Source organism: Piscinibacter gummiphilus (assembly GCF_032681285.1).
Classification (GTDB): domain Bacteria; phylum Pseudomonadota; class Gammaproteobacteria; order Burkholderiales; family Burkholderiaceae_C; genus Rhizobacter; species Rhizobacter gummiphilus_A.
Map to the genome: position 1 here is coordinate 631,027 of NZ_CP136336.1, position 20,533 is coordinate 651,559.

The window sequence follows — 20,533 nt, forward strand, 5'->3', positions numbered from 1 at the left end:
TCAGATTCGGGCAATGCCCGAGGGTTCAAGCAGAGGGTCGCAGAAAAAGTCGCGCGATCAGACGACGCGGACTTTCACCTTCGCGTGCTCGTTGATGCCCATCGCGCCGAAGAACAGGGCGACCAGACGGTGCGAATCGGCGAACTGGACCGAACGGTTCTCGCTGCGGCGTGCCAGCACCCAGTTCAGCAGGTCGCCGGCCGCGATGAAGTCGACGCGGATCAGCTTGGCGCACGAGACGGTGACGATGCTGGCCGTGCCGAGCTCGTTGTTCATCTTCGTGAGCGTGGCGCTGATGTCGCCCACCAGTTGGCCCGACAACTCGACGCGGGCCACTTCCACCACGCCAGGCTCGTCGATGATCTGCGATTCCTGGAAGGTGGTCGACACATCGCTCACCACCGACATCGGCGGCGACTGCGTGCTCACCGACGCCCCGCTGATGCGCGCCTGGCAGGTGGCCGGCTCCCATGACGGGGGCGACACCTCATAGGTCACGCAGTAGTCGATGGCAGCTTCGTCGAACTGGTCGGGGCGGTTGGCGATGCGCAGCACATCGAGGCGCAGCTGCCAGTACACGGGGTCGGCATCGCGCACGCCGGTGGGCGCTGCGTCCTGGATCACTTCGAGCAGGCGCTCGCCGCTGAGCCAGCGCATGTCGAGCTGCTGCGGCATCCAGGTGCGGAAGAGTTCGGACAGGCGCGCCGCGCCTTCCACGTCGATGCTCTTCAGGCCGCTCCAGTCGAACACCCAGGGCAGCGGCATCTGCAGCGTCTGCGAGCGCAGCTTGGCCACAGCCTCGGCATCGAGCGCGGCGGGGCAGACCCAGCCGACCTGGCCGTCGACGCGGGTGCGCGGCTGGCGCTCTTCGCTCGCGGCTTCGGCCACCATCTTGGGCATCGAGAACCACTGCGGAGCCGACCAGCCGAAGGCCTGCGCGTAGTCGATCGCGAGGCTTTCGAACTTGTGCTGCTGGCCGATCGCGCGGTAGAGGTCGAAAAGGGCGAGCCAGGTTTCGGCGTGCTGGGCGCGCGGACCACCCTGGCCCGTGAGGCTGGCGAGGGACTGCTCGCACAACTCGAAGTCGGCATTCGCAAATGCGATGACGGCTTCGTCGAGCTCGGGGTCGTGGGCCACCTCGCTCAGCTCGGCGAACTGGCTGCCGGTGCCCGCATCGAGGTCGAGCGGCGCCATCGTGGGCTGCATCGGGGCGGCAGCCGCCACCGGCGCGGCGGCCGGGCGAGCGGGGGCGGGGCGCGGCTCGGCAGTGCGCGGCGTGCTGCCTTCATCGGGCTGTGTGCGGGCATAGCCCATCGCAGCCGGCTGGGTGGGTGCTTCGTAGAACTGGGGCGTGCGGCGAGGCGAGGGCGATGCGAGCCCGTCGCCCACCATCTGCTGCTCGATCTCGTCGATCTTGGCCTTGACGCCGCTGTCCTGCTTGGCGCCCGACTCGGGCATGCGGGCTTCGGAGTCGTCGAGGCGCGAGGAGCCGCCGAGCGCGGCGAGCTGCTCGCCAGTCAAGCCTTCGCGGCGCACCTTGCGCAGCATGTCGAACTCGCGCTTGCGGACGAAGTCGTTGCGCCGCTTGCGCTCGATCATCGCCTTGAGTTCGGACTTGGCGTATTCGCTTTCGCGAGCGTCTTCCGCAGGCGTGCCGAGTTGCGCCCAGTCAGTGGCCGGGTTGGCCACGAACTTGACTACCTTACGGAAGAAGCTGTTGCTGTCTTTCGAATCCGCCATGAGAAAAGACTGTCGCGCGGCGAGGTCAGTCGCCGAACATCTTCTGTTTCAGCTCGCGCCGTTGCTGGGCTTCGAGGGACAGTGTAGCGGTCGGGCGGGCGATGAGGCGGCCCAGGCCGATCGGCTCGCCGGTTTCGTCGCAGAACCCGTAGTCGCCGGCGTCGATACGCGCCAGCGACTGTGAAATCTTCTTCAGGAGCTTGCGCTCGCGGTCGCGGGTGCGCAGTTCGAGGGCGTGCTCTTCTTCGATGGTGGCACGGTCGGCCGGGTCGGGCACGATGGTCGTGTCTTCGCGCAGGTGCTCGGTGGTTTCACCGGCGTTGCTGAGCAGGTCGTCCTTGAGCGTCTGCAGCTTCACGCGGAAGAACTCCAGCTGCTTCTCGTTCATGTATTCCGTGTCGGGCATGGCCAGCACTTCGGCCTCGGTCAGCTCGCGGCCCGACTTCGACTTCCAGGCGTTGGCCAGCTTGGGGTCGGACTTCTGAGGTGCCTTGACGGCATCGGCCAGGATCGGGTCGACCATGCGGGCCGGTGGGCGCGGGGGCGCGAACCGATCTGCGAAGCGAGACGTGGCGGGCGGCACCGGGGCCGGGGTGGAAGCTGCGGCGGAAGCCCGTGCAGCGGCCGACATCTTGGGCTGCGCTGTTCTGGCGGGCTTGGGCGGTTCGGCGGGAGGGGCAGGTACGGCTGTCTTGGTCACGGTGAGGGGTTTGACGGTTTCCGGTGCTGCAGAGGCCTTGGCCGCCGGCTTGGCGGGCGCGACGGTCTTCGCGGGGGCCGGCTTCGGCGCTGGGGTCGCAGCTTGTTTTGCGACGGACTTGGCGACGGGCTTTGCTGCAGGGGCCGGAGGGGTCTTGGTGGCGGGTTTGAGAGTCTTGGCGGGAGCCTTGGCCGGGGCCTTGGATGTCTTGCTGGCCTTGGAGGGAGCGGCCGGTTTGGCGGAGGTCTTGCTCGCGGGTGCCGCGGCTTTCGAGGCCGGCTTCTTGGCGGCCGGCGCTGGCTTTTTGGCCGCTGGCTTGGTGGGAGTGGGACGCTTCACCGGGGTCTTGGTCACTGAAGTCTCCTCGCAACGGCGGTTATACCCGCTCTGCAGGGCCCTGGGTTGGCCAGTAGCCCCGTTTTGGGCGCCGCGGATTGTAGCCACGTTGTTTGCCGGTCAAAGTGCATCTTCGAGGCCCCATCTATTCGAATCTTGCGAGTCGGCCACCCCCTGCTGTCGCCAGCCTGACGGCATCAGGCGAGGCACTGCTCCAGGCCCTGCTCGAGGATCTCGCGCGGGAGGTCGACCCCGATGAAGACCAGCTTGCTCTGTTTCTTCTCGCCCTTGGCCCAGGCGGGGCCGAGGTCGCTGCCCATCAGCTGGTGCACGCCCTGGAAGATGACCTTCTTGTCCGACCCCTTCATATAGAGAACACCCTTGTAGCGCAGCATCTTGGGGCCGTAGACCTGCACGATGGCGCCGAGGAAGTCTTCCAGCTTGGCCGGGTTGAAGGGCTTGTCGGAGCGGAACACGAAGGACTTCACGTCATCGTCGTGCGCATGGTGGTGCGGGTGGTCGCAGTGTTCGCCATGCTCGTGGTCATGGTCGTGGTGATGATGGTGGTGGTCGTGCTCGCCGGCCTTGAGGAAGTCGGGGTCGATGTCGAGCTTGGCGTTGAGGTTGAAGCCACGCAGGTCGAACACTTCGGCGATCGGCACCTCGCCAAAATGCACCTTGCGCTGCGGGGCGCGCGGGTTCATGTGCTTGATGCGGTGGGTGAGGTCATCCACCGCCGCCGCGTCGACCAGGTCGGTCTTGCTGATGAAGATCTGGTCGGCAAAGCCGATCTGGCGGCGGGCTTCCTGGCGCGCATCGAGCTGGTCGTTGCCGTGCTTGGCATCGACGAGCGTGAGGATGGAGTCGAGCAGGTAGCTCTCGGCGATCTCGTCGTCCATGAAGAAGGTCTGGGCGACGGGGCCCGGGTCGGCCAGCCCCGTGGTCTCGATCACCACGCGGTCGAAGCTCAGCTCGCCCTTGCGGCGCTTGGCGGCCAGGTCGGAGAGCGTGGTGCGCAGGTCTTCGCGGATGGTGCAGCAGACGCAGCCGTTGTTGAGCTGGATGATCTGCTCGTTGCTGTCCTGCACCAGGATCTCGTTGTCGATGTTCTCGTCACCGAACTCGTTTTCCACCACGGCGATCTTCTGGCCGTGCGCTTCGGTGAGCACCCGCTTGAGCAGGGTGGTCTTTCCGGAGCCAAGGAAGCCGGTGAGGATGGTGGCGGGGATGAGACTCATGATGAAACCCGGAGTTGGCGATGGGAAACGCCCCACGTGGGGGCGACCTGAAAGGGTTCAAGGTACCAGATGTGTCAAGCATCTGCCGGCGCCGGCCGTGGCTTCAGTTAAGCTTTTGGGGTCCGAACTTCTCCCAAAGCGGCCTGATGGCTGACCCTCACCCGAGTCGATACCCCAAGGGTGCTGACAAACACGCAGCTCACGTCGACAAGCGCAGCCTGTTCGAGCGCCTGATCGAATTTGTCTCCCCCGGCCCCGACTCGAAAGACGAACTGATCGAAACGCTGGCCGATGCCGAGCATCGCGAGCTGATCGCGCCCGAGTCGCGCATGATGCTCGAAGGCGTGATCCGCATGGCCGACCTCACGGCCGGCGACGCGATGGTCGCAGCACCGCGCATGGACGTGCTCGACATCGATTCCCCCTACGACGAGCTGCTCGAAGTCGTCATCGACACCGGCCACTCGCGCTTCCCCGTCTACGAGGGCAAGCGCGAGAACATCATCGGCACGCTGATGGCCAAAGACCTGCTCAAGCTGCAGCGTGCGCCCGAACTCAACCTGCGCACCCTCCTGCGCCCTGCGGTCTTCGTGCCCGAATCGAAGGGCCTGAACGAGCTGCTGCGCGACTTCCGCGTCAACCGCAACCACCTCGCGATGGTGATCGACGAGTTCGGCAACACCGCCGGCCTCATCACCATCGAGGACGTGCTGGAAGAGATCGTCGGCGAGATCGAAGACGAGTTCGACGACAAGAACAGCGAAACCGGCATCTACACGCTCGCCGACGGCAGCCACCGCGTGGCGGGCGATGCCGAGATCTCGGCCGTCAACGAGGCCTTCGTCGTCAGTCTGCCCGAAGACGAGTTCGACACCATCGGCGGCCTGGTCGCGCAGGCGCTCGGCCGCGTGCCGCGGCGTGGCGAGTCGGTGCCGCTGGGCAGCCTGATCTTCACCGTGATGCTCACCCGCGGCGGCGCGGTGCGCTGGTTCAAGGTCACACGGGCGCCGGAAGTCGCGGTGGGCACCGATGGTGCGTGACCGCTCGCCCCGCGCCCCGGCACCTGGCGCGGGCCGGCGCAAGGGCCTTCGCAGTTCCGGCTCCGACGCCCTGCTGCTGGGCCTCGACATCCTGCTCGCCGGCCTGCTCGGTGCGGGCCATGCCCTGCCCACGGCGTACCCGGCCGTCTGGTGGCTGCAGCTGCTCTGCGTGGCCGGCCTCGCCTGGCAGGTGAGCCGCGCGAGCCCGCGCCGTGCCGCCCTCGTGGCCTGGGTGTTCGCCATCGCCTGGGGCTCGACGGGCACCTGGTGGCTCTACATCAGCATGCACCAGTACGGCGGGCTGCCGTCGTGGATGGCGGCCCTGGCCGTGCTGGCACTCAATGCGGTGCTGGGTCTGTACCTGGCCGTCGTGATGGCGGTCTTCGCCAGGCTGCGCCGCCATCGGCCGCTGCTTGACGCCCTGCTCTTCGGCGCCTGCTGGCTGCTGGCCGAGCTGGCGCGTGGCGTGATCTTCACCGGCTTCCCCTGGGCCGCCTCGGGCTACGCCCACATCGAAAGCCCGGTGGCAAATCTTGCGCCGTGGATCGGTGTCTACGGCGTGGGCTTCGTCTGCGCTGCATTGGGCGCTGGCCTGGTGCTGGGCATGCGCATCACGGGCCGCGGCGGTGCCGGTGCGGTGCTGGGCCTCGGTGTGAGCGTGACGGCGCTGGTGGCGCTCGCGCTCATCAAGCCGGTGCCCTTCACCCGCCCGACCAGCACCCTCACCCTCACGCTGCTGCAGAGCAACGTGCCGCAAGACCAGAAGTTCGCCGAGACCACCCTCCCGCAGACGCTGGAATGGGCGCAGCGCCAGCTGCTCGCGGCCAAGGGTCAGCTGGTGATCGGCCCCGAGACGGTGGTGCCGTTGCTGCCCGAGCAGCTGCCGACCAACTACTGGAAGCCGCTCGCGCTGCACTTCCAGGGCGAGCAGGCCGCCTTGATCGGGCGCCCGCTCGGCAGCTTCGAGGCGGGCTACACCAACTCGGTGGTCGGCCTCTCGCGCGACACGCTCAAGTGGCCCGGCGGCTACTACCGCTACGACAAGCACCACCTGGTGCCCTTCGGCGAGTTCATTCCCACCGGCTTTCGCTGGTTCACCGAGATGATGAACATCCCGCTCGGTGACTTCAGCCGCGGCCTGCGTGTGCCGCCCTCGTTCGCCTTCAAGGGCGAGCGCATCGCGCCCAACATCTGCTACGAAGACTTGTTCGGCGAAGAGCTGGCGGCGCGCTTCGCCCAGATGGACGAAGCGCCCACCATCTTCGCCAACATCAGCAACATCGCCTGGTTCGGCGACACCATCGCCGTCAACCAGCACCTCGGCATCTCGCGCATGCGCGCGCTCGAGTTCCAGCGGCCGATGGTGCGCGCCACCAACACCGGCGCCACGGTGGTGATCGACCACCACGGCGTCGTGACGCACGCGTTGCCCTACTTCACCCAGGGCGTGCTCGAAGCACAGGTCGAAGGCCGGCAAGGGCTGACGCCGTATGCGTGGTGGGCGTCGCGCTATGGCCTCTGGCCGCTGCTGGCGCTGGCGATCGTGCTGATGCTCATGACGCTGCCCCTGCGCCGCAAAGAGTGACGGGCGAGGGCGGGGCGGCCCCTAAAATCGCGCGTTTCCGTCGCGAATGCCACCCATGCTGACCTTCCAGCAAATCATCCTGCGCCTGCAAGACTACTGGGACCGCCAGGGCTGCGCCCTGCTGCAGCCCTACGACATGGAAGTCGGAGCCGGCACCAGCCACACCGCCACCTTCCTGCGCGCGCTCGGCCCCGAGCCCTGGAAGGCCGCCTACGTGCAGCCCAGCCGCCGCCCGAAAGACGGCCGCTATGGCCAGAACCCCAACCGCCTGCAGCACTACTACCAGTACCAGGTGGTGCTCAAGCCCGCGCCCGACAACATCCTCGACCTCTACCTCGGCTCGCTCGAAGCGCTCGGCTTCGACCTGAAGAGCAACGACGTGCGCTTCGTCGAAGACGACTGGGAGAACCCCACGCTCGGCTGCTGGGGCCTGGGCTGGGAGGTGTGGCTCAACGGCATGGAGGTCACGCAGTTCACCTACTTCCAGCAGGTCGGTGGCATCGAGTGCAAGCCCATCACCGGCGAGATCACCTACGGCCTGGAGCGCCTCGCCATGTACCTGCAGGGCGTCGACAACGTCTACAACCTCAAGTGGACAGACACGCTCAGCTACGGCGACGTGTACCTGCAAAACGAGATCGAGCAGAGCACCTACAACTTCGAGCACTCCGACGTCGACTTCCTGCTGCAGGCCTTCGCCGCGCACGAGAAGCAGGCCAAGTATTTGATGGAGCAGCAGCTCGCGCTGCCCGCCTACGAGCAGGTGCTCAAGGCCGGCCACACCTTCAACCTGCTCGATGCGCGTGGCGCGATCAGCGTCACCGAGCGCGCGGCCTACATCGGCCGCATCCGCAACATCTCGCGCAGCGTGGCGCAGAGCTACCTCGACAGCCGGGCCCGCCTGGGCTTTCCGATGGCACCGAAAGCTTGGGCCGATGAGGTCATCGCCAAGCTCAAGAAAGACGACGAGAAGAAGGCCGCCTGATGACCACCAAGAACCTGCTGGTCGAACTCTTCGTCGAAGAGCTGCCGCCGAAAGACCTGAAGAAGTTCGGGGCCTCGTTCTCGTCGGTGCTCGCCGACAGCCTGAAGGCCAACGGCCTCAGCACCGAGCATTCGGCCGTCACCTCCTATGCATCGCCACGCCGTCTTGCCGTGCACATCAGCGCGGTGCGGGTGCAGGCGGACGACAAGGCGGTGTCGCTCAAGCTCGTGCCGGTCAGCGTAGGCCTCACCGCCGATGGCCAGCCGACACCGGCCTTGCTCAAGAAGCTTTCAAGTGTCGGAGCCGACGCTTCGGTCGTGCCGCAGCTGCGCCGCCAGGTTGATGGCAAGGCCGAAGCGCTCTTCTTCGACAGCACCGCCAAGGGCATGACGCTCGCCGCCGCGCTGCAGGAAGCGCTAGACAAGGCACTCGCCCAGTTGCCCATCCGCAAGGTCATGCAGTACCAGCTGGCCGACGGATGGAGCAGCGTGAACTTCGTCCGCCCCGCCCACGGGCTCGTCGCGCTGCACGGCGCCGATGTGGTGCCGGTGAGCGTGCTCGGCCTCAGCGCCGGCCGTGCGACCCACGGCCACCGCTTCGAGGCGAAGGTCGACCCGGTGGTGGTGCAGGACGCCGACCACTACGCGAAGCAGCTCGAAGAGCAGGGCGCGGTGCTCGCGAGCTTCGAACACCGCCACGCCGAGATCGTGCGCCAGCTGCAGCACGAGGCGGGCAGGCTGGGGCTGACCCCCATCGACGACCCGGTCTTGCTCGATGAAGTCACCGCGCTGGTCGAGCGGCCCAACGTGCTGCTGTGCGAGTTCGAGAAAGAGTTCCTCGATGTGCCGCAGGAATGCCTCATCCTCACGATGAAGGCCAACCAGAAGTACTTCCCGCTGCTCGATTCGCACGGCAAGCTGACCAACAAGTTCCTCATCGTCAGCAACATCCGCCCCGAAGACCCGGGCCGCGTGATCGGCGGCAACGAGCGCGTGGTGCGCCCGCGTCTGGCCGACGCCAAGTTCTTCTTCGACCAGGACCGCAAGAAGACGCTCGCCTCGCGCGTGCCCGGCCTGGCCAAGGTGGTCTACCACGGCAAGCTGGGAACGCAAGGCGAACGCGCCGAGCGTGTGCAGGCCATCGGCCACGCGATCGTCAACCTGCTGCGCCTGTCCACCGTGCCGTACTCGGTCGACGACAAGGACCACTTCGACGTGCTCGACAGCAAGGTGCGCGAAGCCGCGCAGCTGGCCAAGGCCGATCTGCTGACCGACATGGTGGGCGAGTTCCCCGAGCTGCAAGGCGTGATGGGCGGCTACTACGCCCGCCACGAAGGCCTGCGCGACGGCGTGGCCATCGCGATCGAAGACCACTACAAGCCGCGCTTCGCGGGCGACTCGCTGCCGCGCAACCACACCGGCACCGTGCTCGCACTGGCCGACAAGCTGGAGACGCTCGTCGGTCTCTTCGGCATCGGCCAGCTGCCCACCGGCGACAAGGACCCGTTCGCCTTGCGTCGCCATGCGCTCGGGGTCATCCGCATCCTGATCGAAAAGCACCTGCATCTGTCGGTGGAAGAACTGGCCAAGGCGGCGGTGCCGGCCTTCGGCACGCTGATCGACGACCCGACCGATGCGCTCGCCACCTTCATCTACGAGCGCCTCGCCGGCACGCTGCGCGAGCAGGGCTACAGCGCGCACGAGGTCGACGCAGTGCTGGCGCTGCGCCCCGCACCGAGCGAGGTGCCCAAGCGCCTGGCGGCGGTGCGCGCGTTTGCCTCGCTGCCCGAATCGGCTTCGCTTGCCGCCGCGAACAAGCGCGTGGGCAACATCCTGAAGAAGGCCGAAGGCACGGTCGAGGCCAAGGTCGACGCTGCGCTCCTGCAGGAGCCGGCCGAGGCGGCGCTGTACGAGGCGCTGCAGAAGGTGAAACCGAAAGCCGATGCCGCGTTCGACGCGGGGGATCAGACCGCGTCGTTGCAGGCCCTGGCGGCGCTCAAGGAGCCGGTCGATGCCTTCTTCGACAAGGTGATGGTCAACGCGGAAGACGCCGCGCTGCGGGCCAACCGTCTCGGCCTGCTCGCCACCCTGCACGCGGCCATGAACCGCGTCGCCGACCTGTCCCGATTGGCCACGTGATGCGACACGAGCAGGGTGCGATGAACCTCATCATCCTCGACCGCGACGGCACCATCAACGAGGACCGTGACGACTTCGTCAAGTCGGTCGACGAGTGGGTGCCGCTGCCGGGCGCGCTCGAGGCCATCGCGCGGCTCAACCAGGCCGGCTGGCAGACCGTGATCGCCACCAACCAATCGGGCCTCGGCCGCGGCCTCTTCGACATGGCGGCCCTGAACGCAATGCACACCAAGATGAATGCCGCGCTCGCGCGTGTGGGCGGCCGCATCGGCGCGGTCTTCTTTTGCCCGCACGCCCCAGAAGACCAATGCGGCTGCCGCAAGCCGCTCCCGGGCCTGTATGAACAGATCGGCGAGCGCTACGGCGTCGACCTGCGCAAGGTGCCGGTCGTGGGCGACTCGGCCCGCGACCTCGAAGCCGCCGTCGCGGCCGGCTGCCCGCCGCACCTCGTGCGCACCGGCAAGGGCGCGGCGCTCGGCGACGCGCAGATCGCGTTGCTGGAGCAGCAGATCCCCGAGCTCCAGGTGCACGCCGATCTCGCGGCCTTCGCCGAATACATGATCCAGCGCGAGCGCACGGCGCGCACCGGCAAGGTCGATTCCGGCTTCGGGAGGCTCGACTGATGCGCACCCTCTGGTATGCGTTGCGCTCGGCCTTCTTCGTGCTGTGGATGGCGGTGACGGTCATCCCGTGGGCCATCGCGGTCATCATCTATTCGGCCTTCGTGCGCGGCGACAAGATGTACTGGGCCTGCGCTGGCTGGCTGATGCAGTCGATGTGGATCTGCCGCGTGGTCTGCGGCGTGAAGCCGCGCGTCACCGGCATGGAGAACCTGCCCGACACCGGCGTGATCCTGCTGCCCAAGCACCAGTCGACGTGGGAGACCTTCTTCTTCCCCTCGCTGATGCCGCACCCGCTCGCCTACGTGTTCAAGCGCGAGCTGCTCTACATCCCCTTCTTCGGCTGGGCGATGGCGCGCATGGACATGATCCACATCGACCGCAGCAAGCGCAACGAGGCGTGGAGCAAGGTGGCCGAGCAAGGCAAGCGGCTGATGGACGCGGGCAACTGGGTCATCATGTTTCCCGAAGGCACGCGCGCCGCGCGCGGCCAGAAGGGCACCTACAAGGCGGGCGGGACGCGCCTCGCCTGTTCGACCGGCCGGCCGGTGGTGCCCATCGCGGTGACCTCCGCGCGCTGCTGGCCGCGCAAGTCCTTCCTGCTGCGGCCGGGCATCGTCGACGTGTCGATCGGCAAGCCCATTCCGTCCGAGGGCCGCGAGCCCGACGAGCTGATGCGCGAGGTCGAGGCGTGGATCGAGACCGAGATGCGCCGGCTCGATCCGGAAGCGTATCCAGGCCAGAGCGCCGGAACCTAGAACCTAGAATCGCGGCTCATGACCCGTGGCACGCCGGCTCCATCGACCTCGCAGCTTTCGCTGTTCGATGAAGCGCCGACTCCGCTGGAGGCCGCGCCTCTCGCGGTGCCTGCACCCAGGGTCGAGCCGCCACCCGCCCTTCCTGCGCCGCCTGCCGTGCCCATCGCCGACGTGCTGGCCCCTGCCGTTTTCCGCCACCCCAACGCCCAGCGCGAGATCCGCCTGCGCGAGCACACCGTCGCCTATGCCTTGCGCCGTGCGCGCCGCAAGAGCATCGGCTTCGTCGTTGGCATGGAAGGCCTGAGCGTGGCCGCGCCCAAGTGGGTGGGCCTCGGCGAGATCGAATCGGCACTGCGCGAGAAGGGCGACTGGATCCTGCGCAAGCTCGCCGAGCAGCAGGAGCGTGCCCAGCGCCTGCAGGCCGCCAAGGTCGACTGGCGCGACGGCACCGGCATCCCCTTTCTCGGCGAGACCGTGATTGTCGTGCTCGATGTGCGCGCCGGCCTCACGCGTGGTGGCGCGGTGCTCAATGCCGATGGCGACGCGCTGCCCGGCGTGCCGCGCCTCACGCTGCACGTGGGCCTGCCGCACACCGCCACGCCGGAGCAGATCCGCGACGTGGTGCAGAGCTGGCTGCAGCGCCAGGCGCGGCGGGTGTTCGAGGAGCGTCTCACGCACTTCGCGCAGCAGCTCGGCGTCCGCTACACGCGGCTCTCGCTCTCGTCGGCACAGACGCGCTGGGGCAGCGCCGGGGCCGACGGCTCCATCCGCCTCAACTGGCGCCTGATCCATTTCGCGATGCCGCAGATCGACTACGTGGTCGCCCACGAGCTGGCCCACCTGCGCGAGATGAACCACAGCCCGCGCTTCTGGGATGTGGTGCGCTCGGTGATGCCCGACTACGAGCAGGTCCGCAGCACCCTCAAGGACGACGTGTTACCCGTGTTCGACTAAGGTCGGGCCCCGTGCATCGCTACTCCTTCCGCCAGCTGCTGCTGGTCGCCTTCCTGTTGATCGCCGCGCTGCTGAGCGCCGCCTCGCTGCGCGGCCTCTTCACGCTCGAGAAGCTGCTGCGCCAGAGCAGCGACGGCGCGCGCCGTGCCGTCGCGCACACCGCCGACGCGCAGTTGCTGGCCGAGCGCACGGTGGCGATGGAGCGCTCTGCCCGCCAGTACCTCGTGCTCGAAGACCCGGTGCTGCGCCAGCGTTTCGAAGAAGCCGGCCGCGATGCGCGCGACGCGCTCAAGCGCCTGGCCGACAACCTCGTCTCGGCCAACCTCGCCGCCGAGTGGCAGGCACACGAGTCGGGCATCGAAGATCAGCTCAAGGGCACGCCAGCCGACCTGCGCGAGCGCGAGGCCTCGATCACCAATGCCTTCCGCGAACTCGAAGGCATCAACGACACCATCGCCAACCAGGTGCGCGTGACCACCGAGCAGCGCAACCAGGTGCTGATGAGCGAGCTGGAAGCCGGGCGCGCCGAGCTGGGGCGGCAGATGCTGATCGCGATCGTCGTCGCCGTGCTGCTGGCCTTCGTCTTCGGCCTCTGGCTCGCCCGGCCGCTCAAGCGACTGGAGCAGGCGGTGATCGGCCTGGGCGAGAACCGCCTCGACCAGCCGATCGAAATCCGCGGCCCGTCCGACGTGCGCCTGCTTGGCCGCCGGCTGGAGTGGCTGCGCCTGCGCCTGGCCGAACTCGATTCCGACAAGTCGCGCTTCCTGCGCCATGTGTCGCACGAGCTGAAGACGCCGTTGGCCGCGTTGCGCGAAGGGGTTTCTCTGCTGGAAGAGGGCGTGACCGGCACGCTCAGCGACGACCAGAAGGAGGTCGCGCGCATCCTGCGGCAGAACACGGCGCTGCTGCAGAGCCAGATCGAAGACCTCCTGCGCTTCAACGCCGCTGCGTTCGAAGCGCGCAAGCTCGTGCGCCAGCGGGTCGAGCTGACCGGCCTGCTGAAAGGCCTCGTCGCACGCCAGCGCCTGCAATGGCAGGCCCGCCAGCTGGCGGTGAAGGTCGAGGGCGACGCCCTCTGGGCCGAAGTCGACCCCGACAAGCTGGGAACGGCGCTCGGCAACCTGCTCTCCAACGCGATCAGGTTCAGTCCCCCGGGCGCTACCATCCGCCTCTGCGTGACCCGCGTGCCGGGTCGTGCCTGCATCGACATCGTCGACCAGGGCCCTGGTGTGGCCGCCGTTGACCGGGCCCGTGTGTTCGAGCCCTTTTACCGCGGCGAGCGGCAGCCGAGCGACGCGGTGCGCGGCACCGGCATCGGCCTGTCGATCGTGCACGAGTACATCACCGCGCATGGCGGTGTGGTCGAACTGCAGGACGACGGCCCCGGGGCCCACTTTCATATCGAATTGCCGCATGCGCGTTAAATCAGTCCTGGGTCTGTCTGTCCACACGGTGTCGAGCGTGATGGGGGTGCTGCTGCTGCAGGCCTGCATGTCGCCGCCGCCCAAACCCATGCCCGCCGCGGCCCCGGTGCCGGCCGAGGCCCCGGCGCCGAAGGTCGTCGTCGTGCCCGCGCCCCCGGCCCAGCCCGAGCCGGCCGACGTGGCGGCCCGACGGCTCCTGGCCTATCACGAACAGATCCGCCAGATGTCGCCGCAAGACCTGGCCAACGAGATCAACCGCTTGAATGCCGCGGTGTCGGCCACCCCCACGGCCGCGCCGCCCGATGTGGTGCTCGAACTCGCGCTGGCACTCGCGCAGCAGCACAACGGCGGCGACGTGGCGCGTGCCGTGGCGCTGTTGGAGCCCATCACCAAGTCGAGCGCACCCGAACTCGCGCCCTGGCAGCCGCTTGCGCGCCTGCTGCTCGGCCGGGTGCTGGAGCAGCGCCGGCTCGAAGACGCGCTCAACCGCGAGGCCACGCGCAACCGCGACCAGCAGCGCACCCTGCAGCAGCTCAACGAGAAACTCGAGGCGCTGAAGGCCATCGAGCGCAGCATGGCCAACCGCCCCACGGGTGGCGGGCCGGCACCCGCCACGCCGCCGGCCGCCCCGCCCGCGCCGCCTCCCGCCGCGCCGAAGGCGCCCTGAGCCCAAGAGGCGCGACGCCATGGCCAACCTGCTCCTGGTGGACGACGACCCCGACCTGCTGAAGCTGCTGTCGATGCGGCTCACGGCGGCGGGCCACCGCGTCACCTCGGTCGAGTCGGCCGAAGCCGCGCTCACGCAACTGGCCGTGGCGCGCCCGCAGCTCGTGGTGAGCGACGTGCAACTGCCCGGGCGCGACGGCCTCGCGCTCTTCGACGAGATCCACTCGCGCCACCCGGCGCTGCCGGTGATCCTGCTCACGGCGCACGGCACGATTCCCGACGCAGTCGACGCCACGGCACGCGGCGTCTTCAGCTACCTCACCAAGCCGTTCGACGGCAAGGCCTTGCTCGACAAGGTCAACGAAGCGCTCGCCCTCGCCGCCCCGGCCGTCGACACCGCGACCGGCAACGACGGATGGCGCGAGTCCATCGTCAGCCGCTCCAACCGCATGGCCGAGCTGCTGTCGGAGGCGAAGATGGTGGCCGCGTCCGACGCCAGCGTGCTCATCCGCGGCGAGAGCGGCAGCGGCAAGGAGCTCCTGGCGCAGGCCATCCACCGCGCGAGCCCGCGCGCGGCCAAGCCCTTCGTCGCCGTCAACTGCAGCGCCATCCCCGAGGCGCTGCTCGAGTCCGAACTCTTCGGCCATGTGAAGGGCTCCTTCACCGGCGCGGTCACGAACCACACCGGCCTCTTCGTCGCCGCCGACGGGGGCTCGCTCTTCCTCGACGAGATCGGCGACATGCCGCCCGCCCTGCAGGTGAAGCTCTTGCGCGTGCTGCAGGAGCGCTCGGTGCGCCCGGTGGGGGCGACGCAGTCGGTGCCGGTCGACGTGCGCATCCTCTCGGCCACGCACCGCGACCTGGATGCGCTGATGGCGCAGGGCCAGTTCCGCGAAGACCTGTACTACCGGCTCAACGTCGTCTCGCTGCACCTGCCCACGCTGGGCGAGCGGCGCGAAGACATCCCGCTGCTGGCCAACCACTTCCTGTCGAAGCTCACGGCCAAGTACGACAAGCGCCTCACCGGCTTCGCGCCCGATGCGATGAAGGCGCTCACCACGGCGCCCTGGCCCGGCAACGTGCGTCAGCTGCACAACGTGGTCGAGCAGGTCTGTGCGCTGACCACCACGCCGCTGATCCCGCTGACGCTCGTGCAGCGTGCACTGCGCGTGCCGAGCGTGGAAGTGCTCACCTATGCGCAGGCGCGCGAGCGTTTCGAGCGCGACTACCTGGTGGGGCTCTTGAAGCTCACCGACGGCAACGCGGCCGACGCCGCGCGGCTGGCCGACCGCAACCGCACCGAGTTCTACCGGCTGCTGCAGCGGCACGGGCTGACCCCGGGTCAGTTCAAGGCCGAGCCGCCTGTCGCTGAGTAGAGACAGGGCGCAGGCCCAGCAAAATCAAGCACTTGCAGCGGCTTGCGTGAGGAGTTGTCGCCATGCGGCGACAAAAAACGCGGTTTCTGCGCCCTTTGGCGCGGCCGCGCAGTGCGGGCGGCCGACGCTTGCACGCAAGTGATTGATCTACAAGACTTTTAGTGAATTGGCACGGGCGTTGCCCTAGGAAGCGTGCAGCCCACCGTCGGGCTGTGCTTCTTTCAACAACACCCCGCGCCTTTGTTCCTCGCCCTCACTCTTCTTGCGCCCACCGAGTCCGTGGTTCGCCGCACGGCGACACGTGGCCTGCTGCTCTTCGTGCTCGCCGTGCTCTGCGTGTGGGACGCCCGCGCCTTCGGCTTCGACGACGTCGCCGAGCGCGCCCGCCAACTTGCCACCAAGCCCTACGTCGCGCCGAAGGAGCAACTGCCCGCCGAGCTGAAAGCCCTCGACTACGACGGCTACCGCGACATCCGCTTCAAGCCCGAGCGTGCGCTGTGGAAGAAAGAGGGCCTGCCCTTCGAGCTGGCCTTCTTCCACCTCGGCAAGTTCCAGACGCTGCCGGTGCAGATCCACGAGATCACGCCGCAGGGCGTGCGCCACGTCGCGTTCGACAAGAACGACTTCGACTACGGCCGGAACAAGCTCTCGCCGTCGACATGGGGCGACCTCGGCTTCGCAGGGTTTCGCGTGCACTACGCGCTCAACAACCCGGCCTACAAGGACGAGCTGGTGGTCTTTCTCGGCGCGAGCTACTTCCGCGCCTTGGGCAAGGGCCAGCACTACGGCCTCTCGGCGCGTGGCCTCGCGATCGACACCGTCGGCGGCAGCGGCGAGGAGTTCCCGCGTTTCAGCGAGTTCTGGATCGAGCGGCCCGCGCCCGGTGCCACCTCGCTCGTGATCCACGCTCTGCTCGACTCGCCGCGTGCGGCCGGCGCTTACCGCTTCACGCTGCGCCCGGGTGACAACTCCGTGGCCGACGTGCAGGCGCGTCTCTTCCTGCGTGCCGGGGGCTCGCCCATCGCCACGCTCGGCATCGCTCCGCTCACCAGCATGTTCCACCACGGCGAGAACACGCCGCGCGTGGCCGACTTCCGCCCCGAGGTGCACGACAGCGATGGCCTGATGGTCGCGAGCGGTGACGGCAAGGGCGGCGTCGAATGGCTGTGGCGCCCGCTCATCAACCCCAGGCGCACGCTGGTGACCTCGTTTGCATCGAAGGAGCCCAAGGGCTTCGGCCTGATGCAGCGCGACCGCACCGCGGCCAACTACGAAGACACCGAAGCGCAGTACCACCAGCGCCCGAGCGCGTGGGTCGAGCCGGTGGGCAACTGGGGCCCCGGCCGCGTCGAGCTGATGCTGCTGCACACGCCCGACGAGACCGATGACAACGTGGTCGCCTACTGGGTGCCTTCGACGCTGCCCGCCGCCGGCCAGCCACTCGATTTTGCGTACCGCCTGCACTGGCAAGGCGAACAACAGCAGCGCCCGCCCGCGGGCTGGGCGGTGCAGAGCCGCCTCGGCCACGGCTTCATCGACCGCAAGGCCAAGCGTGACCCGAACGAGCTGCAGTACGTCGTCGACTTCGACGGCCCCGCGCTGCGCAACCTGCCGGCCGATGCGCCGGTGAAAGCGGTGGTCAGCAGCAATGCCGCCGGCCGCATCGTCGAGCGCAATGCGTACCGCAATCCGCTCACCAACACCTGGCGCATGACCGTGCGCGTCACCCGTCTTCAGCCCACCCAGCCGGTGGAACTGCGGGCCTTCCTCCAGAACGGCGACAGCGCCCTGACCGAAACATGGACCAACATCATTCAGCCGGATTGAGCGCTGCGCCCGGCCGCAGCACGCCCGCCATGCTCCGCGGGTCCATGGTCGCCCGACCCTGGCGCGGGTTCTGGGGCAGCCTGGCCGACCGGCTCCTGGGCCGACCGTCCGACATCCCGGCGCCCGTGGCGCGCGAGCCTCAGGCTTGGGAACGCGCCGCCAGGCTGCGCCGCCGTGTGCTGATGCTGCTCGTGCTGGCGTCGGCCGTGGGGGCCACCACCCTGCTGTCCAACATGCTGCCGAGCGACCAGACCGGCCTCGCCCGCGCGGTGCAGATCGGCCTCTACGGCCTGCTCTTCGCCTGGGTCTCCGCGGGCTTCTACACCGCGATGATGGGTTTCTGGGTGCTGTGGCGCGGCGACAAGCACGCGATGTCGGCCGCCTCGGTGGGCCACGCGCCCATCCACCGCGACGCACGCACCGCCATCGTGATGCCCATCTGCAACGAGAACGTGGCCTCCGTCTTTGCCGGCTTGCGCGCGACCTGCGAGTCGCTCGCCGCCACCGGCGCATCGAGTCTGTTCGACGTCTACGTGCTGTCGGACACCAGCGATCCTGAAATCCGCGCGGCCGAGCTGGCCGCGTGGGGCCAGCTGCGCCACGAGTGCGGCTCGGCGGGTCGCATCTATTACCGCTGGCGCCAGCGCCGCACCAAGCGCAAGTCGGGCAACGTGGCCGACTTCTGCCGCCGCTTCGGCCGCCTCTACCGCTACATGGTCGTGCTCGACGCCGACAGCGTGATGAGCGGCGATTGCCTGGTGAAGCTCGTGCGCCTGATGGAAGCGCACCCGAGCGCCGGCATCATGCAGACCGCCCCGCAGGCCTGCGGCCTCGACACCGTGCACGCCCGCTCGCAGCAGTTCTCGGGCCGTGTCGCTGGCCGGCTCTTCACCGCGGGCATGTCGTACTGGCAGCTGGGCGAGTCGCACTACTGGGGGCACAACGCGATCATCCGCATCGAGCCCTTCATGAAGCACTGCTCGCTGGCGCCGCTCAAGGGCCACGGCGGCCTCTCGGGCACGCTGCTGTCGCACGACTTCGTCGAGGCCGCGCTGATGCGCCGTGCCGGCTACCACGTGTGGCTGGTGCAAGACCTGCACGGCAGCTACGAGCAGCAGCCGCCCAACCTGCTCGAAGAACTGCAGCGCGACCGCCGCTGGTGCCAGGGCAACCTGCAGAACGCCCGCCTGATCGCCGAGCCCGGCCTGCACCCGGTGCACCGTGCGATGCTCGGCACGGGTGCGATGGCTTATCTCTCGGCACCGCTGTGGCTGGCCTCGGTGCTGGTGGGCGCGGGGCTGTGGCTCTTCGGCGAGCGCCCGCTGATGGGCGGGGCGCTGCCGATCGAGATCGCCGGCCTCTGGCTCGTCACCGTGTTGATGCTGATGCTGCCGCGGGTGATGGGCGTCGCCGTGATCGTGGCGTCGAAGCAGCAGCAGCGCTATGGCGGCACCCGGGCGCTGATCCGGGGTGCCGCACTCGAAGCTGGCCTCTCGGCCCTGCAGGCGCCGGTGCGCATGCTGGCCCATACCATCTTCGTGGTGGTCGCCCTCACGGGTCTCAAGCTCGACTGGAAATCGCCTCCGCGCGAAGCCAACGACATCGGCTGGCGCGACGCACTGCACCGCTTCGGCCCGACCACCGGCGTGGTGGCGGCCGGTGCGGCGGCCGTGCTGGCGCTGCAACCCGAGATCACGCTGTGGCTGGCGCCGATGGCGCTGCCGCTGATGCTCGCCGTGCCGCTGACCGTGCTCACCAGCCGCTCGGCTCTCGGCCAGCGCCTGCTGGCGAACCGGCTGCTGCTGATTCCCGAGGAGCACAGCGCACCGCAGGTGCTGCGCCGCGCCTGGGCCTATGCCAAGCGCGCCAACCCGGCACCGCAGTGGCGCGACGCGCTCACCGACCCGTGGCTCTTCGACGTGGTACGCGGCGCCATGGGGCCGCGCAACACCAGTTGGGGTTCGCGTGGCAAGGCACGCAAGCTGATGCTGAGCGGCCTGCTCGCCAACCAGGACGCGGAGCAGCTGAGCGCGGAGCACCGCATGCGCCTCCTGAGCGAGCCGCAGAGCATCGTGCGTGTGCGCGACCAGCTCGCGGCCGCGAATGCGAACCAGATGCGCGCCAGCTGGCGCGATGGCGAGCAAGTGGAAGCGCTGCGCGCCTAAGACGAGAGACGCGCCGCGCGTGGTGTGCCGCTGAAATGGCGGCCCCAGGCGCGGCGCAGCTGCAGGTCCGACGTGAACCCCGCCGCCTCGGCCGCCCGCGTCACGCTCGCCCCGCGCTGCAGGGCCTGGCGCGCCCGCTCCAGGCGGATCTTTTCCACATAGACCATCGGCGACACGGTTGCATGCTCGGCAAAGAGCCGCAGCAGGTGGCGGCTCGTCACGTGCGCGGCATCGGCCAGCGACTCCAGCGTCCACTCGGCCTCGGGCCGTTCGCAGACCGCGTCCTGCGCCCGGTGCAACGCGGGGTGCAGGTGATGGCGGTGCGCGAGCAGCGGTGAGAGCTCCGGGTCCTGCGGCGTGCGGCGCAGGTAGACCACCATCGTCTTCGCGACCGCCGCCGCGACGGCATCGCCGCAGGCGTCGGCGATCAGGTGCAGCGCGAGGTCGATGCCGGCGGTGACGCCCGCGCTCGACGCCACCGTGCCGTCGACCACGAACACGCGGTTGTCGACCACCTCCGCCGCAGGGGCGAGCGTGCGCAGCATCGCCAGGTAGTCGTGGTGCGTGGTGCAGCGCCGGCCGTCGAGCAGGCCGGCGCGAGCGGCCATCAGCGTGCCGGCGCACACCGTCAGCAGCCGATGCGGTGTGTCGCGCTGCGCCAGCAGCGGCCGCATGTCGCGCTGCAGCCAGTCGATCGTCGCGCGGCTCGCCGCATCGGGCGTGCGCAGCGTGTCGCTGCTCTGGCCGACGAGCAGCAGCCAGGTCGGCCGCGGCAGCGTCTTGGGCAGCGGCTCCAGCTGCGCGAGCGGCAGGCCGACCGAGGTCGTCGCTTCCGCGCGCGGGCCGGCGAAGCGCAGGCGGAAGCGTGCGGCTTCGCCTTGCCGTTCGAGCTGCTGGTTGGCCAGCCGGAACGCCTCTGCCGGGCCGGCCACGTCGAGCAGCAGACTGCGCGGCGGCACGACGATGAGGACGTCGATCATG

The 20,533-nt window shown here is 68.7% G+C and carries 16 protein-coding genes; 12 read left to right on the forward strand and 4 right to left on the reverse strand.

All coding sequences use genetic code 11. The features are described from left to right. Positions 1-57: 57 nt before the first annotated feature. From RXV79_RS03055 to RXV79_RS03065, 3 genes are all read right to left on the reverse strand, one after another. Positions 58-1,740, reverse strand: a complete 1,683-nt coding sequence (locus tag RXV79_RS03055) for a hypothetical protein (protein WP_316702002.1) — start codon at positions 1,738-1,740, stop codon at positions 58-60. 25 nt (positions 1,741-1,765) lie between these two features. Further along, entirely contained in the window at positions 1,766-2,263 is a 498-nt protein-coding gene (gene dksA, locus RXV79_RS03060; RefSeq protein ID WP_316702003.1) for an RNA polymerase-binding protein DksA, read from the reverse strand. 710 nt (positions 2,264-2,973) lie between these two features. After that, on the reverse strand, positions 2,974-4,014 hold the full coding sequence (locus tag RXV79_RS03065) for a CobW family GTP-binding protein (RefSeq protein ID WP_316702004.1): 1,041 nt from the start codon (positions 4,012-4,014) through the stop codon (positions 2,974-2,976). A gap of 146 nt (positions 4,015-4,160) precedes the next feature. Between RXV79_RS03065 and RXV79_RS03070 the strand changes: the two genes are divergently transcribed. From RXV79_RS03070 to mdoH, 12 genes are all read left to right on the forward strand, one after another. Continuing rightward, a complete protein-coding gene (locus RXV79_RS03070) occupies positions 4,161-5,054 on the forward strand; it encodes a CorC family transporter (RefSeq protein WP_316702005.1) in 894 nt (297 codons plus the stop codon). Continuing rightward, positions 5,044-6,639, forward strand: a complete 1,596-nt coding sequence (lnt, locus tag RXV79_RS03075) for an apolipoprotein N-acyltransferase (RefSeq protein WP_316702006.1) — start codon at positions 5,044-5,046, stop codon at positions 6,637-6,639. The genes RXV79_RS03070 and lnt overlap by 11 nt, the downstream gene beginning before the upstream one ends. A gap of 55 nt (positions 6,640-6,694) precedes the next feature. After that, complete coding sequence (glyQ, locus tag RXV79_RS03080; RefSeq protein WP_316702007.1) at positions 6,695-7,624, forward strand: glycine--tRNA ligase subunit alpha; 930 nt, start codon at positions 6,695-6,697, stop codon at positions 7,622-7,624. After that, positions 7,624-9,762 carry a glycine--tRNA ligase subunit beta gene (glyS, locus tag RXV79_RS03085; RefSeq protein WP_316702008.1) on the forward strand — a complete coding sequence of 713 codons (2,139 nt, stop codon included), beginning with the start codon at positions 7,624-7,626 and terminating at the stop codon, positions 9,760-9,762. Before glyQ ends, glyS begins: the two co-directional genes overlap by 1 nt. A gap of 20 nt (positions 9,763-9,782) precedes the next feature. Beyond that, positions 9,783-10,385, forward strand: coding sequence for a D-glycero-beta-D-manno-heptose 1,7-bisphosphate 7-phosphatase (gmhB, locus tag RXV79_RS03090; RefSeq protein WP_316702009.1), 603 nt, complete (start codon positions 9,783-9,785; stop codon positions 10,383-10,385). After that, a complete protein-coding gene (locus tag RXV79_RS03095) occupies positions 10,385-11,140 on the forward strand; it encodes a lysophospholipid acyltransferase family protein (protein WP_316702010.1) in 756 nt (251 codons plus the stop codon). The genes gmhB and RXV79_RS03095 overlap by 1 nt, the downstream gene beginning before the upstream one ends. 18 nt (positions 11,141-11,158) lie before the next feature. After that, positions 11,159-12,094: a M48 family metallopeptidase gene (locus RXV79_RS03100; protein ID WP_316702011.1), complete on the forward strand. Its 936-nt coding sequence runs from the start codon at positions 11,159-11,161 to the stop codon at positions 12,092-12,094. 11 nt (positions 12,095-12,105) lie between these two features. After that, positions 12,106-13,518, forward strand: coding sequence for a sensor histidine kinase (locus RXV79_RS03105; protein ID WP_316702012.1), 1,413 nt, complete (start codon positions 12,106-12,108; stop codon positions 13,516-13,518). Further along, positions 13,508-14,185 carry a hypothetical protein gene (locus RXV79_RS03110; protein WP_316702013.1) on the forward strand — a complete coding sequence of 226 codons (678 nt, stop codon included), beginning with the start codon at positions 13,508-13,510 and terminating at the stop codon, positions 14,183-14,185. Before RXV79_RS03105 ends, RXV79_RS03110 begins: the two co-directional genes overlap by 11 nt. A 19-nt stretch (positions 14,186-14,204) precedes the next feature. Beyond that, on the forward strand, positions 14,205-15,560 hold the full coding sequence (locus tag RXV79_RS03115) for a sigma 54-interacting transcriptional regulator (protein WP_316702014.1): 1,356 nt from the start codon (positions 14,205-14,207) through the stop codon (positions 15,558-15,560). A gap of 318 nt (positions 15,561-15,878) precedes the next feature. Further along, a complete protein-coding gene (locus RXV79_RS03120; RefSeq protein WP_413816687.1) occupies positions 15,879-17,387 on the forward strand; it encodes a glucan biosynthesis protein G in 1,509 nt (502 codons plus the stop codon). Next, positions 17,360-19,552 (forward strand): glucans biosynthesis glucosyltransferase MdoH, encoded by a 2,193-nt coding sequence (gene mdoH, locus RXV79_RS03125; RefSeq protein ID WP_316702016.1) that lies wholly within the window; start codon positions 17,360-17,362, stop codon positions 19,550-19,552. The genes RXV79_RS03120 and mdoH overlap by 28 nt, the downstream gene beginning before the upstream one ends. On the opposite strand, the gene RXV79_RS03130 is transcribed toward mdoH, so the two are convergent. After that, a complete protein-coding gene (locus tag RXV79_RS03130) occupies positions 19,549-20,532 on the reverse strand; it encodes a GlxA family transcriptional regulator (RefSeq protein ID WP_316702017.1) in 984 nt (327 codons plus the stop codon). The genes mdoH and RXV79_RS03130 overlap by 4 nt on opposite strands. Between the last annotated feature and the right edge of the window lies 1 nt (position 20,533).

Excerpts from the sequence above, each read along its gene's own strand:
- RXV79_RS03055 (WP_316702002.1), bottom strand. The coding sequence starts at position 1,740 with ATGGCGGATTCGAAAGACAGCAACAGCTTCTTCCGTAAGGTAGTCAAG.
- dksA (WP_316702003.1), bottom strand. The coding sequence starts at position 2,263 with ATGGTCGACCCGATCCTGGCCGATGCCGTCAAGGCACCTCAGAAGTCC.
- RXV79_RS03065 (WP_316702004.1), bottom strand. The coding sequence starts at position 4,014 with ATGAGTCTCATCCCCGCCACCATCCTCACCGGCTTCCTTGGCTCCGGA.
- RXV79_RS03070 (WP_316702005.1), top strand. The coding sequence starts at position 4,161 with ATGGCTGACCCTCACCCGAGTCGATACCCCAAGGGTGCTGACAAACAC.
- lnt (WP_316702006.1), top strand. The coding sequence starts at position 5,044 with ATGGTGCGTGACCGCTCGCCCCGCGCCCCGGCACCTGGCGCGGGCCGG.
- glyQ (WP_316702007.1), top strand. The coding sequence starts at position 6,695 with ATGCTGACCTTCCAGCAAATCATCCTGCGCCTGCAAGACTACTGGGAC.
- glyS (WP_316702008.1), top strand. The coding sequence starts at position 7,624 with ATGACCACCAAGAACCTGCTGGTCGAACTCTTCGTCGAAGAGCTGCCG.
- gmhB (WP_316702009.1), top strand. The coding sequence starts at position 9,783 with ATGAACCTCATCATCCTCGACCGCGACGGCACCATCAACGAGGACCGT.
- RXV79_RS03095 (WP_316702010.1), top strand. The coding sequence starts at position 10,385 with ATGCGCACCCTCTGGTATGCGTTGCGCTCGGCCTTCTTCGTGCTGTGG.
- RXV79_RS03100 (WP_316702011.1), top strand. The coding sequence starts at position 11,159 with ATGACCCGTGGCACGCCGGCTCCATCGACCTCGCAGCTTTCGCTGTTC.
- RXV79_RS03110 (WP_316702013.1), top strand. The coding sequence starts at position 13,508 with ATGCGCGTTAAATCAGTCCTGGGTCTGTCTGTCCACACGGTGTCGAGC.
- RXV79_RS03115 (WP_316702014.1), top strand. The coding sequence starts at position 14,205 with ATGGCCAACCTGCTCCTGGTGGACGACGACCCCGACCTGCTGAAGCTG.
- mdoH (WP_316702016.1), top strand. The coding sequence starts at position 17,360 with ATGGACCAACATCATTCAGCCGGATTGAGCGCTGCGCCCGGCCGCAGC.
- RXV79_RS03130 (WP_316702017.1), bottom strand. The coding sequence starts at position 20,532 with ATGATCGACGTCCTCATCGTCGTGCCGCCGCGCAGTCTGCTGCTCGAC.